The sequence below is a fragment of the Streptomyces sp. NBC_00236 genome, assembly GCF_036195045.1.
GTDB lineage: Bacteria > Actinomycetota > Actinomycetes > Streptomycetales > Streptomycetaceae > Streptomyces.
In genome coordinates this window covers 3,850,048-3,863,955 of sequence record NZ_CP108100.1, presented here as the reverse complement: position 1 = coordinate 3,863,955, position 13,908 = coordinate 3,850,048, and the positions used below count along the sequence as shown (strand labels likewise).

Sequence of the window (13,908 nt, the reverse complement as noted above, 5' to 3'; positions counted from 1 at the left end):
GCATGTCGGATTCTGCCGCGCGTGATCAGGACGCAGCCGAGACCGAGTCGGCGTTCTCGCATCCGGAGGTCGCCCCCGATGTCTCCGCCGCCTACGGCAGCCACCCGGACCAGGTGATCGACTTCTACGCCCCGCGCGACGGGCGGGCCGGCGCCCCCCTCGTGGTCGTCCTGCACGGCGGGGCCTGGCGGGCACCGTACGACCGGCTCCACCTGTCGCCGTTCGCGGACTTCCTGGCCCGGCGCGGGTTCGCCGTCGCCAGTGTCGAGTACCGGCGCGGCAGCGAGCTCCCGCAGCAGCGCGGATCGGGCCCCGTCGCCGGGCGCTGGCCGGAGACCTTCGACGACGTCGCGGCGGCGATGGATGCGCTGCCGGAGCTCCTGGCGCTCCACATGCCGTCGGCGGACGCCCGGCGGATCGTCGTCACGGGGCACTCCGCGGGCGGGCAGCTGGCCCTGTGGGCGGCTGCCCGGCATGTTCTGCCGGAGGGCTCGCCGTGGCGGCTGCCGCGTGCGCCGGCGCTGCGCGGAGTGGTCGCGCTCGCCCCGATCGCGGACTTCGCCTCGGCCGTCGGGCTGGATGTGTGCTCCGGCGCGGTGGGGCAGTTCCTGGGGCGCGCGGAGGACTTCACCGAGCGCGCCGCGCACGCCGACCCGGCCCTGCTGCTGCCCACCGGCATCGCCACGGCGGTGGTGCAGGGCACCACCGACCTCACCGTGCCGCCGGCCGTCTCGGAGGCCTTCGTCGACGCGGCGGCGAAGGAGGGCGAGATGGTGGGGCTGACGCTGCTGCCGGACGTCGGGCACTTCCCGCTGATCGACCCGGCGGCCGACGCGTGCGCGGTGGTCGCCGAGGAGATCGCCCAGCTGGCCTGGTAGGGCGTGCGCCGCGGCGCAGGGGACGGACCCGCGTAGTCCTTGCGACGGACGGCTCAGGATCCGTATCACTGCTGACGACCGGGGGCGCCGTGCCCCCTACCGTGGAAGCGTGACCGAGACCAAGACCAGAAGCCCGGAGCTCCGGGTGGCCGCAGGGGCGATAGGCGGCCTGCGCCAGGACCTCATCCACGACGCGTTCGCCTACCGCCCGCTGGGGCCTATGCGGACCGACGGGGTACTGACCCGGAGGCTGTCGGAGCGGCTGCGGGCGCGTGCCGAGTGGACTCCACACGCGGTGGTCCTGGCGGCCGCCCTGTTCGCCTTCATGATGGGGTTCTCCATCACCGGCAACGCCGGTGTCCTCGTCTCGGGGCTGCTGCCCGCCGTCTGTGTCGCGATGACGCTGGTCAGGCCGGTCGGGGCGTTCTGGATGTCGATGGCGCTCATTCCGCTGAGCATGATCGTCGGTGGCGATGACGGGCCGTGGGGGCCGAGCACCTTCTTCGCCCATCTGATGGTGCTGTCCGTCGTCGCGGCGCGGACCAGGCCGCGCACCGCGGCCTGGATGTGGGGCCTGACCGTGCTGTTCGGCACGCTCCTGGAGAACGTCGGCGGCTGGGCCTCCGCGCCGTCCACCGCGGCCATGGCGGTGGTCTCCGCGTTCGCGCTGCTGCTGGTGAGCGTGGTGCAGATCCGCCGGGAGGCGGAGCGCGAGGTCACCGTGCAGCGCACCGTCACCGCCGTCGAGCGCGACCGGCGCACGCTGCTGGAGGAGCGCACCACCATCGCCCGTGAACTGCACGACGTGGTCGCCCACCACATGTCGGTCGTCGCGATCCAGGCCGAGGCCGCCCCTTACCGGGTGGAGAACCCGCCGCCCGAGCTGGAGCAGGCCTTCCTCACGATCCGGGAGAACGCCGTCGCGGCCCTCACCGAACTGCGCCGGGTGCTCGGCGTCGTGCGGGCCGAGGACTACGAGGCGCCGGACGCCCCGCAGCCCACCCTGGCCGAACTGGACGGGCTCCTCGCCAATGTCGGCGAGGCCGGACTGCCGACGGAGAAGACCGTGACCGGTGCGGTGCGCGAGCTGCCGCAGGGCGTCGAGCTGTCGGCGTACCGGATCATCCAGGAAGCTCTCAGCAACAGCCTGCGGCATGCGCCGGGCGCCACCGCCAAGGTCGAGATCGGCTATGTGCTGGGCGGTCTGGGGCTGCGCGTCGTCAACGGTCCGCCGACCGCCCCGGCGAAGCCCTCGCCCGGTGCCGGGCACGGGATCACGGGCATGCGGGAGCGGGTGGCGATGCTGAACGGTGAGATGACGGCGGAGACGACCGCGGAAGGCGGTTACGAGGTCACCGCCTTCATTCCCGTGCAGTCCGCCCCGTCCGACGCGCCCGCGGAAGCCGCTGGGGAGCAGACATGACGGCCGCCGCCGGTACGCCGATCCGGGTGCTGATCGTCGACGACCAGATGATGGTCCGCGAGGGCTTCTCGGTGCTGCTGAACGCGATGCCGGGCATCGAGGTCGTCGGCGAGGCCGTCAACGGGCGGGAGGCCGTCACCCAGGTCGCGGCGCTCCGTCCCGACGTGGTGCTGATGGACATCCGGATGCCGGAGCTCAACGGCATCGAGGCGACCCGCGAGATCGTCGCCGCCGACGCGGACGCGAAGGTGCTGGTGCTCACCACGTTCGACCTCGACGAGTACGTCTACCAGGCGCTGCGTGCCGGTGCGTCCGGATTCCTCCTCAAGGACGCCTCGGCCCGCCAGCTCGCGGAGGGAGTACGTGTGGTGGCGTCGGGCGAGGCGCTTCTCGCCCCCACGGTCACCCGACGCCTCATCACCGAGTTCTCCAAGCTCGCGGCGGCCCCGAGGCCGCCGGCGCTCGCCCAGATGGGGGACCTCACGGAGCGCGAGACGGAAGTGCTCGTCCTGATCGCCCAGGGCCTGTCGAATGCGGAGATCGCCTCGCATCTGGTGGTCGCCGAGTCCACGATCAAGACCCATGTGAGCCGCATCCTGGTGAAGCTGGGCCTGCGCGACCGCACCCAGGCAGCCGTATTCGCCTACGAGGCCCGGCTGGTCACGCCGTCGTAGGCGGGCGGCGGCCCCCGGGGCGGGTCTGGTCCGGGGCGGGGGCGGGGGCTGGTCCGCGGTGGGGCCGGGTGCGGCCTGCGGGGCGGGGCCGGGTGGCGGTCCGTGGGGCGGGTCTGGCCCGGGGCGGGCTGGGCGGCGGCCCCCGGGGCGAGTCTGGTCCGGGATGGGTGCCGGTCTGCGGGGCGGGGCCTGTTGTCGGTCCGCGGCCCCCGGGGCAGGGCTGGCCCGGGAGTGGGTGGCCGGTTAGCGTCGGGCCATGGATCAGCCCATGCACGCCGACTCCGACTCCGGCCCCGCCGCCCCGTTCGATCCGTGGTCGGCGGCGTTCGTCGCCGATCCGTACCCCGCCTACGCCGAACTGCGTGCCACCGGCCGGGCGCACTACTTCGCGCCGACGGACCAGTGGCTCGTCCCGCACTACGCCGACGTGTCGGCGCTGCTGCGCGACCGGCGACTGGGCCGGACGTATCTGCACCGGTTCACGCACGAGGAGTTCGGCCGGACGCCGCCGCCCGCCGCGCACGAGCCGTTCGAGACGCTGAACGGGCAGGGGCTCCTGGACCTCGAACCGCCGGACCATACGCGGATCCGGCGGCTCGTCTCCAAGGCGTTCACCCCGCGCACCGTCGAACAGCTCGTGCCGACCGTTCAGCGGCTGGCCGCCGGACTCGTCGACGACTTCGTCGCGCAGGGCGGCGGCGATCTGCTGACGGCGGTCGCGGAGCCGCTGCCCGTCGCCGTGATCGCGGAGATGCTCGGCATTCCGGAGTCCGACCGGGCCCCGCTGCGGCCCTGGTCTGCGGCCATCTGCGGAATGTTCGAGCTCAATCCGTCCGAGGAGACCGCCCGCGCCGCCGTCCGCGCCTCCCTCGACTTCTCCGCGTATCTGCGGGAGCTGATCGCCGAGCGGCGTGGCAACCCGGGGACCGATCTGATCTCCGCGCTGATCGCCGCCCATGACGAGGACGAGCGGCTGACCGAACAGGAGATGGTCTCCACCTGCGTGCTGCTGCTGAACGCGGGCCACGAGGCGACCGTCAACACCACCGTGAACGGCTGGTGGACGCTGCTTCGGCACCCGGACCAGCTGGCCGCGCTGCGGGCGGACCACGGCCTGCTGCCCACCGCGGTGGAGGAGCTCATGCGCTACGACACCCCGTTGCAGATGTTCGAACGCTGGGTGCTCGACGACATCGAGATCGACGGCACGGTCATTCCACGAGGCTCGGAGGTGGCCCTCCTCTTCGGTTCGGCCAACCGCGACCCGGCCCGTTTCACGGCCCCGGACACGTTGGACCTCGCCCGGCGGGAGAACCCGCACATCACCTTCGGCGCTGGCATCCACTTCTGTCTCGGTGCACCTCTGGCCCGGGTGGAACTGGTCACCTCCTTCGGCGAGTTGCTGCGCAAGGCGCCCGGAATGCGGCTGGTCGCGGAACCGGAGTGGAACCCGGGTTACGTGATCCGGGGAGTGAAGGAACTCCGGGTCGAGCTCTGAGGCGTGGGCGGGGCGGCCGGGGCGGGCCCGGGGCCCCACCGGGGCGGGTGCACCGGGCCCCCGCCCCCGCGTCCCCTCAGGTCAGCATGTCGCGCCGACGCAGCGCCGTCAGGCCGCCCGCTGTCAGTGCCACTGCGGCCGCGGTGAGGAGCGCCACCGGCCCCCACTCCATGGCCGCCGCCCCCGGCAGCTTGGGCAGGTGCGTGAACGGCGAGACGTCCATCACCGGCTGCGGCAGATCCAGGGCGGGGCCTATCCATCCCAGCGCCAGGCAGAGACCGACCAGGCCCCAGCCCGCCGCTGCGGCCTTCGGCAGCGCCCCGTACAGCAGGACCGTCACCCCGCCCAGCAGCCAGACGGCGGGCAGTTGTACCAGCGAGGCGCCCAGCACGGCGGGGAGTTCGTGTCCGTAGCCCACCGCCAGGCCGAGGCCGCCGACCGTCATGATCAGGGCAGCGCCGCCGAAGGCGATGAGCAGATGGCCGGCGGCCCAGCCCGTCCGGCCGACCCCGCCCGCGAGCACCGGTTCCGCGCGCCCGGCGGTCTCCTCGCCGTGCAGCCGCAGCACCGAGGAGACGATGTACAGCGCCGCCACCGTGCCGAGCACGGAGACCATCGAGGCGAGGAACGCGTCGGTGAGGCCGGACTGGCCGCCCATCCGCTCGAAGATCTCCTTCGTCTTCTCGTTGTCCCCGACGAGATCCGCCGCGCCGCCGGTCAGCCCGCCGAAGACGACGCCGACCACGGCGAAGGACACCGTCCACCCCAGGAGCGCACCACGCTGGAGCCGCACCGCGAGGCCGAGGGCGGTGGAGATCCGCCCGCGGGCGGGCCCCGGCCGCGTGGCGAGGAAGCTCATGCCGACATCGCGGCGCCCGGTCAGCGCGTACGCCACGGCGCACTGCACGGCCACGGCGCCGACTGTCACCAGAAGCACCCACCACCGCTCGTCCGCGTAGGGCCGGACGCTCGAAGCCCAGCCGAGCGGGGAGAGCCAGGTGAGGACCGACGAGCCGTCGTCCGTCGCGGAATCGCCCGCCGCCTTCAGGACGAAGGCGGCGCCGATGACCGCGGCCGTCAGCCCCTTCGCGAGCCGGGCGCTCTCGGTGAACTGTGCGGCGATCGCGGCGGTGCACGCGAACAGCGCACCGACACCGGCGACGGCCGAGGCGAGCGCCACCGCCCCGGCGCCGCCCGCGCCCGACGCCGCCATCCCCGCCACGATCACCAGGGCCAGAGCGGCGTTGGCGATCAGGGCGGCGAGCAGCGCGGCGGTGAGCGGCGCCCGGCGCCCCACCATGGCGGAGGAGAGCATCTCCTGACGACCGGTCTCCTCTTCCTCCCGGGTGTGGCGCACGACGACGACCAGGCTCATCACCGCGGCCAGCGCGGCACCGAAGGCGATCATGCGCCAGCTGACGAGCGCGCCCACGGTGTCGCCGAACACGGGCCCGTACATCGCGCGCAACGAGCTGTTGCCGTTCATCGAAGCGGCGAGCTCGGCGCGTTGTGCGGTCGTCCCGTAGAGCGAGGCGATGGACTGCCCGACGGAGGAGAACGACCCACCGAGCACGAGCACCCAGACCGGCATGATGATGCGGTCGCGCCGCAGAGCGAGCCGCAGCAGGGGCCAGGTCCCCGCGAGCTGCCCGGTCCCGGCCCGGCGCCCCGCGCCGGCCGTCGCGGTCATGGTCACGGCAGTCATCGCGCCGACACCCCCGCGCCCTGTCGCGTGCCCTGCTCCGCGTCCGTCGTGTAGTGCCGGAGGAAGAGCTCTTCCAGGGTGGGCGGCGTACTGGTCAGGGACCTGACTCCGGATGCGGAGAGCGACTTGAGGACGGCGTCCAGCTTGTCCGTGTCGACCTGGAGCGAGACCTGATGTCCCCGGATGTCGAGGTCGTGGACCCCTGGCAGCTGCGCCAGACCGTCGGGGGAGTCCGCCAGCTCGGCGGTGATGTTGGTGCGGGTCAGATGGCGCATGCCGGCCAGTGAGCCGGTCTCCACCGTCCGGCCCGCCCGGATGATGCTGACGCGGTCGCAGAGGGACTCGACCTCGCTGAGGATGTGGCTGGAGAGCAGCACCGTCCGCCCGCGGTCGCGCGCTTCGGTGACGCAGCTCTGGAAGACCTCCTCCATCAGGGGGTCGAGCCCGCTGGTCGGCTCGTCCAGGATCAGCAGGTCCACATCGGAGGCGAACGCGGCGATCAGGGCGACCTTCTGCCGGTTGCCCTTCGAGTACGTCCGCCCCTTCTTCGTCGGGTCGAGCTCGAACCGACCGACGAGATCCGCGCGCCGGGTGTCGTCGAGGCCGCCGCGCAGCCGCCCGTACAGATCGATCACCTCGCCGCCCGAGAGGTTGCGCCACAGCGTGACGTCCCCGGGGACGTACGCCACGCGCCGGTGCAGCTCCACCGCGTCGCGCCAGGGGTCGCGGCCGAGCAGTTGGGCGGCGCCGGAATCGGCCCGCAGCAGGCCCAGCAGGACCCGGATGGTGGTGGACTTCCCCGATCCGTTCGGCCCGAGAAAGCCGTGGACCTCACCGGACTCGACGGCCAGGTCGAGCCCGTCCAGCGCATGCGTCCGGCCGAACGACTTGTGCAGTCCGGCCACGGTGATTGCCTTCGTCATGATTCTGAACGTACGCTACTTTCACAAATTTGTGAAGTTAAGGAAGCGTATAAACTCAGTACGGGTGACAAGGGCCCGAGACGTGGAGGGACGAGGGGTCGATGAGCAGCGAATCCGCAGACACGCACGAGCCGAACGGCGCCGCCCAGGGGCGCGAGGACAGGGACGCCGAGGCGGTCTCGCGGTTCGTCGAGCGGTTCGCGTCGGAGATGACCGAGGCGGGGATGCAGCGGATGGCATCCCGCGTCTTCGCCGCGCTGCTCGCCGACGACGACGCCTCCATGACCTCGGCCGAGCTCGCCCTGGCCCTGCAGATCAGCCCCGCCGCCGTGTCCGGCGCGATCAACTACCTCACCCAGGTCAGCATGGTCGGCCGCGAGCGGGACCCGGGCTCGCGCCGCGACCGCTACCGGCTGCACAACGAGATCTGGTACACCACCTTCGCCAGCCGCGACCGCGTGCTCACCCGCTGGGAGAACACCCTCAGGGACGGCGCCCGCACGCTCGGGGAGCACACCCCGGCCGGTGCCCGGATCGCCGAGACGGCGGCGTTCTTCGAGTTCATGCAGTCGGAGCTGGGCGCGATGATGGACCGCTGGGAGGAACACCGCAAAACCCTCGACCTGCCGACCGCCGAGGGCGCGCGGGACGCCTGAACGCCCCCGGTCGCTCCCCGGTCACGCCCCGCCGCGACCGATACCGAAGCGGGCGCCCAGATCCTGGGAGCCCACCGAATCGATGTCCTCCACGGCACCCTGCGGCCAGTAGGGGCGCCCGTCGATCCACGCGACGGCCGAAGGCTGCCCGCCGATCCATCCGCGCAACTCGACGGTGCCGGTGGGCGCGGGCAGCCCTGTCCACGGCTCCTTCCGCGGACCCGGCGGCAGGAGCGGCAACAGGCCTTCCGGCCGGGCGTCGACGCTCGGCGCGGCGCTGTGCGGTGCCCGGCCGTGCCCCGCCTCCGCCGCGTTGGCCGGGCCGGTCGCGGGAGTCTCCTCGGCGGCGAAGAGCACCAGCGTCGGGCCGTTCACCCGGCCGTCGTGCAGCAGGGCGTACCGGCGGATCCGAGGCGCGGGCGCGGTCGCGGCGGCGGCCAGCAGGCGAGCGCGAGGGATGCCCGAGGCGACCGCCCGCCAGGCCGCGAAGAGCCCGAAGAGGCCGATCAGAGTCGGTACCGCCTTGAGCCCGTTCGAGACCGAGCCGCTGCCGGTCAGGAGCAGTACGGCGACACCGCCCGCGTATGCCAGTGGCCACAGCGCCTCCGAGGTGCCGGCGATGCGCCGCAGTGCGGGCACCCGCCACCAGACCAGCCGCTCACCCGGCTGCGCCGGGCCTGTCGCGGCGGGAGCGACCGGGGCCGCCCCCCGCAGCCGGGCCTGCGATGCGGCCTCGACGGCGAACGCCGCGTAGGAGAGCGGCGCGGGCGGCGGTGAGGCGGCGCCGGTGTCCTCCGGGCCCGTGCCGGGCGCCTGCGCCTGCGCCCGCCCCTGGCCCTGCCCGGCGATCGTGTACCCCTGCAGGGGCAGGGCCTGAGTGCGCAGCCGCCGGGCCCGTACGACCCGAATCGTTCCGCCCACGAGGCCGATGACGGCGAGCGCCAGTCCGCCCAGCCCCACCCCGTCGGTCGTGGAGTAGGCCGCCGTACCGCGCAGTTCCGCGTCGTACAGATCGCCCTCGAACGGCCCGTACGAGACGACGAAACCGGTGTCCCAGTCCCCTGGCCTGCCCGTGTACCCGTGGCACGGGAACGCGCCGGTGCGGGTCCGCCCGTCGAAGGGATCGGTCCACCGGACGTCGCAGCCGCCGTCGGAGCGTTCACTGATCCACGTCAGATCGACCTGCGGGTCGTCGTCGGCGGCCACGGACCAGCTGGTGGCGAGCGCCGTCATGAGGAGGCCCACGAGCAGCAGCCAGCGGAATGTCCCCCGCCACCAGGGCCGCCGCCGCTTCGTCTCCACGGCCGATCCCGTATCCACGGCCGATCCCGTATCGACGGCCGGCTCCGCACCCACGGCCGGCCCCGCATCGACGGGGAGGCCGCTCTCCTCCGGCGGAGCGGGCTGCGGCTGCGGCGGGGCAGGCCGGGTCAGCAGGCCCTTCACCTGCGGGCGGGCCACGAGTGAGCGGGCCCGGCGGCCCCGGACGGGCTTGGCCCGGATCAGTTCCGTGCCGCCCGGCGGTGCCAGCACGCCCCCGGTGCGGGGATCGCCGCACCACCACAGCACCCCGTCGGACCGGTTCAGCAGGTCCAGGCGCCACTGCGTGGTCCACGGCGTCAGCGGCAGCAGCTCGTGCGGGCCGGGGCCCCTCAGCACCACCGCGGCGCCGCGCGCGGCAGGCTGCACGACGACCGAGGTGTGGGCTGTCCAAGGTCCGGCGGCGAGCACCCGGCGCATGCGGCGGGCCTGGAGCGGCACGACGGCCCCCATCAGCAGCGACAGCGCACCGAACACGGCGAGCGGCGCCACGAAGGACCCTCCGAACCCGTCGGCGAACACCGCGAGAAGCAACGCCGGGATCACCCCCGCGGCGCCGGCCACGCACCAGAGCCGGGCCGTTGCCCGGTACCGCGTCAGCCCGCCGGCGGTACCGGCGAGATCGAGCGCCACCGGAGCCGTGCGAACGGGCCCGGACATCACCGCCCCCGTGTCCGCCGCGGGTCTGCCACCCTCACCCGAACCGTCCGACACGACCCACCCCACCCCTTCGAAGCAACCGGACCCAACCGGACCCAACCGGAACCACCCCGGCTCCGCCCCACGAGCGGAGGTTATCCCTCCGCCACCGGCAGCATCAGCCCCCAGGCCCCCGCCCGTATCGTCCACGTCCGGGTCCGCACCGGCCCGGCCACCTGTATGTCCGCCCGGTAGCGGAAGTCCGCGCCGGAGACCGTGACGGCCTTGGCCCCCGTGGTCATCGGGTCGCCGCCCGGCGCGTGGATCGTGACCTCGGCCATTCCGTCGCCGCAGCCCGAGGTCAGCGTCACCGACTCGACCGGGCGGCCCAGATCGTTCAGCACGACGCCGTCCGCCTCGACGCGCAGCCGGTGCGTGGCCGGTGGGCCGGGCGGGGCCGAGGGGGCGGGGCGCACCAGGGTGCGGACCAGGGAGCGGCAGGTGTCCCAGACCGCGGTGACGCCCGTACGGTCCGGCCGTGTGCCCGGTGCGCCGGTCAGGGCCGGGATCCGCAGGGCGTCGAGGACGACTCCGTCGCTGTCGTCGACCAGCAGGTCCAGCCGGCGCACCGCGCCGTCCAGTGCGGTGCGCGCCGCCGCCACCGCGCCCATCGGCACGCCGAGCGAGTGCGCGAGTTCCAGCGCCGCCGCGGCCCCGACGGGGATGAGGGCGAGGGCGCTCATGGCCGGTTCTCGCTCCCGGTGGAGGAGGGCCACCGCACGCCGCAGCGCCCGGTCGTCGCCGATCACCACCGGCCTGCGGGTACCTCGCCGCGCCAGGGCCCGGGCGAACTCCTCGGGCCCGTCCGGGAGGCAGATCTTGGCGTGCGAACCGGCGCTCAGCACGTCTTTTGCGATCCGGACGGACTCACCGTCCGTGCGGCGGGCGACCGGATCGATCACCACCAGCAGATGGGGCGCACCGTTACCGGGGGGCTGGGCAGCCGACACCTCGGTCCTTCCTCGGGTAGCATCTTTGTGCAAGAGCCCCTTGCGCTATTGCGCCAGGGGCTTCGTCTATTCCGGGGCACCCGGTTCGACGGTTCAGGCCTTGTCGTACAAAGTCGTACGGCATGTACGGCGTTTACGTACGCCCCCTGACCTTGGACATGCCCCGCCCGGAAGGGGTGTACGCCTGTGCCCGCACTTGTGCTGCTCGGTGCTCAGTGGGGTGACGAGGGCAAGGGAAAGGCCACCGACCTCCTCGGTGGATCCGTGGACTATGTGGTGCGCTACCAAGGCGGCAACAATGCCGGCCACACGGTGGTCGTCGGTGACCAGAAGTACGCACTTCATCTCCTCCCCTCCGGAATCCTTTCACCGGGATGTACCCCGGTCATCGGTAACGGTGTCGTCGTCGACCCTGCGGTCCTGCTCTCCGAGCTGAGTGGGCTGAACGACCGCGGCGTGGACACGTCCAAGCTGCTGATCAGCGGCAACGCTCATTTGATCACCCCGTACAACGTCACCGTCGACAAGGTGACGGAACGGTTCCTCGGCAAGCGCAAGATCGGTACGACCGGGCGCGGCATCGGCCCGACGTACGCGGACAAGATCAACCGGGTCGGCATCCGTGTCCAGGACCTCTACGACGAGTCGATCCTGGAGCAGAAGGTCGAGGCGGCCCTGGAGCAGAAGAACCAGCTTCTGGCCAAGGTCTTCAACCGGCGCGCCATCGAGGCCGGCAAGGTCGTCGAGGACATGCTCCAGTACGCGGAGCAGATCAGGCCCTACGTCGCCGACACGACGCTGATCCTGAACAACGCCATCGACGAGGGCAAGGTCGTCCTCTTCGAGGGCGGTCAGGGCACGCTGCTCGACGTCGACCACGGCACGTACCCCTTCGTCACCTCGTCGAACCCGACCGCGGGCGGCGCCTGCACCGGTTCCGGCGTGGGCCCGACGAAGATCAGCCGGGTCATCGGCATCCTCAAGGCCTATACGACGCGTGTCGGCGCCGGACCGTTCCCGACCGAGCTGCTCGACGAGGACGGCGAGGCGCTGCGCCGGATCGGTGGCGAGCGCGGTGTCACCACCGGCCGTGACCGCCGCTGCGGCTGGTTCGACGCCCCGATCGCGCGGTACGCGACCCGGGTCAACGGCCTGACCGACTTCTTCCTCACCAAGCTGGACGTGCTGACCGGCTGGGAGCAGATCCCGGTGTGCGTGGCGTACGAGATCGACGGCAAGCGCGTCGAGGAACTCCCGTACAACCAGACCGACTTCCACCACGCGAAGCCGATCTACGAGATGCTGCCGGGCTGGTCCGAGGACATCACCAAGGCGAAGACCTTCGGCGACCTGCCGAAGAACGCCCAGGCGTACGTGAAGGCGCTGGAGGACATGTCCGGCGCCCCGATCTCCGCGATCGGTGTCGGCCCCGGCCGCACCGAGACCATCGAGATCAACTCGTTCCTGTAGGCATACGGGAGCGGAGGAGGGCCGGGGCGGCACCATCGCCCCGGCCCTCCCGCATGTCCGCCCTCAGTCCTCGCCGCAGATCCGCAGCCCCTCCGGAGTCGCGCACGGCAGATGGCCGTGGGTACGGATGACGTCCTGGCCGCTGCCCCGGCTGAGGTAGGAGAGGAAGCTGGAGGCCAGCGAGTCGGCGGGCGGGCTGCCGTAGGTGTACGCGTACTCGATCTCCCGGTACGGGTAGGTGCTGGTGCCGATCGTGTCGACGGACGGGGCGGCGCCGTCGATGGCGATCTGGTGCGCCCCGGCCGGTTTGGTGCCCGTACGCAGTTCGCTGTAGCCGATCGCGCCGTCGAGCCGGCCGACCTCGGCCAGGACCTGGTCCGTGGAGTCGAGTTCGCAGCGGATGACGAGGGCCTCGGGGTCGTCCTTCGTGGTGCAGTCGCGGGAGGACTGGGCGGGTTCGTTGCGGCCCAGGACGCGGCGCTGGAAGACCTCGCGGGTACCGGAGTTGGCGTCCCGGCTCACCAGCAGGACGGGCAGGTCGGGGCCGCCGAGCTGCTTCCAGTTGCGGATGTCGCCGCGGTAGACGCCGCGGATCGCGTCACGGCTGAGGTTCTTCAGCGGGACCTTGTCGTTGACGACCAGCCGGAAGAGCGAGACGGCGACGCGGTTCTCGCGCAGTTGCGGGAAACCGCTCGGCTTCGGGCCGTCGGAGAGGGCCACGAGGGCGGGCGAGCCGGACTTCCCGGCCGCGGCGCCCCGTTCGGCCAGTTCTCGTATCCCGGCGGTGCTGCCGTGCGGGTCCACCGTGACGGTGGCCCCGTCGCACGCCTTGCCGTACTTCTCCGCCAGTTCGTCCAGGACGGGCTCGAAGGCGGTGGAGCCGGTCACGGTCAGTTCGCCGCGGGCGCAGCCGATCGGGGGCGGGGTGTCGTCCCGCACCAGGATGATGGAGGCCAGCGTGACGACGCAGACGGTCAGGGCCACGGTGATGAACCGGGCGGCCCGGCCGAACAGCGGGGGCTTCTCGTCCGGGCGGGCGGCGGTGTTCGGACGTACCTCGCCGTCCCGGATGCCCCCGGTGATGCGGACGGGGCTGCCCACGCGCGAACCGGTGAGCAGGACCAGGAGTTTGAAGTGTTCGCCCCGGTTGAGCGGGACGCGGGGCAGCCGGATCAGGGACCCGCTGCCGCGGAGGCCCTCGGACGGGGTGAAGTGGTCCATGAGGTGGTCGGCGCCCGGGGAGTGGGTGACGGCGATGCCGCGTACGTGCCGGTCGGTGAACTCGACGACGAGTCCGTGAAGTTGTCCGTCCGGGCCGGTGTAGTCGCCGCGGTCGACGGACTGCGAGCCGTCGTTCTCGATGCGGAGCAGGACGAGGGTGGCGTCGGCCATGTCCGGGGTCTCGTCGAACAGACCGAGCCGTACGTTGGCCCGGGCCTGGCTGACGTCGCTGCCGATCGGCGTGTCCATCTGGACGCGGTAGCCGATGCGTTTGCGGCGGGGTACGCGCCGTTCGTACCAGAGCACGCCCACGGAGGCGAGGACGCCCAGCACTGCGGTGAGCACGGCCACGATGTTCTCGGCGCTGAACCACTCCACGGCCCGTTCCCCCTCGGCTGCCGGACGTCTGTACGAGTGCGGGTCACCGTATGGGGCGTGGGGTGCGGGTGGTGGTGAGTACCGGGTTCCGTCGTCAGGTGTTCGCCCGCCGT

At 72.5% G+C, this 13,908-nt stretch carries 11 protein-coding genes; 6 read left to right on the top strand and 5 right to left on the bottom strand.

Annotated features, from left to right (window positions below; all coding sequences use genetic code 11):
• Positions 1 to 2: 2 nt before the first annotated feature.
• The 4 genes from OG446_RS17285 (at position 3) to OG446_RS17270 (ending at position 4,473) form a co-directional block, all read left to right on the top strand.
• On the top strand, positions 3 to 878 hold the full coding sequence (locus tag OG446_RS17285) for an alpha/beta hydrolase family protein (protein ID WP_328894891.1): 876 nt from the start codon (positions 3 to 5) through the stop codon (positions 876 to 878).
• 109 nt (positions 879 to 987) lie between these two features.
• Positions 988 to 2,301, top strand: coding sequence for a sensor histidine kinase (locus tag OG446_RS17280; protein ID WP_328894890.1), 1,314 nt, complete (start codon positions 988 to 990; stop codon positions 2,299 to 2,301).
• Positions 2,298 to 2,975 carry a response regulator transcription factor gene (locus OG446_RS17275; RefSeq protein ID WP_328894889.1) on the top strand — a complete coding sequence of 226 codons (678 nt, stop codon included), beginning with the start codon at positions 2,298 to 2,300 and terminating at the stop codon, positions 2,973 to 2,975. Before OG446_RS17280 ends, OG446_RS17275 begins: the two co-directional genes overlap by 4 nt.
• A 256-nt stretch (positions 2,976 to 3,231) precedes the next feature.
• Positions 3,232 to 4,473 carry a cytochrome P450 gene (locus OG446_RS17270; protein WP_328894888.1) on the top strand — a complete coding sequence of 414 codons (1,242 nt, stop codon included), beginning with the start codon at positions 3,232 to 3,234 and terminating at the stop codon, positions 4,471 to 4,473.
• A gap of 76 nt (positions 4,474 to 4,549) precedes the next feature.
• Here the strand turns inward: OG446_RS17270 and OG446_RS17265 are convergent, their stop codons facing one another.
• Both OG446_RS17265 and OG446_RS17260 read right to left on the bottom strand, forming a co-directional pair.
• On the bottom strand, positions 4,550 to 6,178 hold the full coding sequence (locus tag OG446_RS17265) for an ABC transporter permease (RefSeq protein ID WP_328894887.1): 1,629 nt from the start codon (positions 6,176 to 6,178) through the stop codon (positions 4,550 to 4,552).
• A complete protein-coding gene (locus OG446_RS17260; protein ID WP_328894886.1) occupies positions 6,175 to 7,101 on the bottom strand; it encodes an ABC transporter ATP-binding protein in 927 nt (308 codons plus the stop codon). The genes OG446_RS17265 and OG446_RS17260 overlap by 4 nt, the downstream gene beginning before the upstream one ends.
• Positions 7,102 to 7,202: 101 nt before the next feature.
• On the opposite strand from OG446_RS17260, the gene OG446_RS17255 reads away from it, so the two are divergent.
• On the top strand, positions 7,203 to 7,757 hold the full coding sequence (locus tag OG446_RS17255; protein WP_328894885.1) for a GbsR/MarR family transcriptional regulator: 555 nt from the start codon (positions 7,203 to 7,205) through the stop codon (positions 7,755 to 7,757).
• A 21-nt stretch (positions 7,758 to 7,778) separates the two neighbouring features.
• Here the strand turns inward: OG446_RS17255 and OG446_RS17250 are convergent, their stop codons facing one another.
• Together OG446_RS17250 and OG446_RS17245 are read right to left on the bottom strand one after the other, a co-directional pair.
• Entirely contained in the window at positions 7,779 to 9,737 is a 1,959-nt protein-coding gene (locus tag OG446_RS17250) for a hypothetical protein (RefSeq protein ID WP_328894884.1), read from the bottom strand.
• A 134-nt stretch (positions 9,738 to 9,871) separates the two neighbouring features.
• Positions 9,872 to 10,726 carry a diacylglycerol kinase gene (locus OG446_RS17245; RefSeq protein ID WP_328894883.1) on the bottom strand — a complete coding sequence of 285 codons (855 nt, stop codon included), beginning with the start codon at positions 10,724 to 10,726 and terminating at the stop codon, positions 9,872 to 9,874.
• 186 nt (positions 10,727 to 10,912) lie between these two features.
• Between OG446_RS17245 and OG446_RS17240 the strand changes: the two genes are divergently transcribed.
• Positions 10,913 to 12,196, top strand: a complete 1,284-nt coding sequence (locus tag OG446_RS17240) for an adenylosuccinate synthase (RefSeq protein WP_328894882.1) — start codon at positions 10,913 to 10,915, stop codon at positions 12,194 to 12,196.
• Positions 12,197 to 12,259: 63 nt separating this feature from the next.
• Here OG446_RS17240 and OG446_RS17235 read toward each other — a convergent pair whose 3' ends face one another.
• Positions 12,260 to 13,795, bottom strand: coding sequence for a substrate-binding domain-containing protein (locus OG446_RS17235; protein ID WP_328894881.1), 1,536 nt, complete (start codon positions 13,793 to 13,795; stop codon positions 12,260 to 12,262).
• Positions 13,796 to 13,908 lie beyond the last annotated feature (113 nt).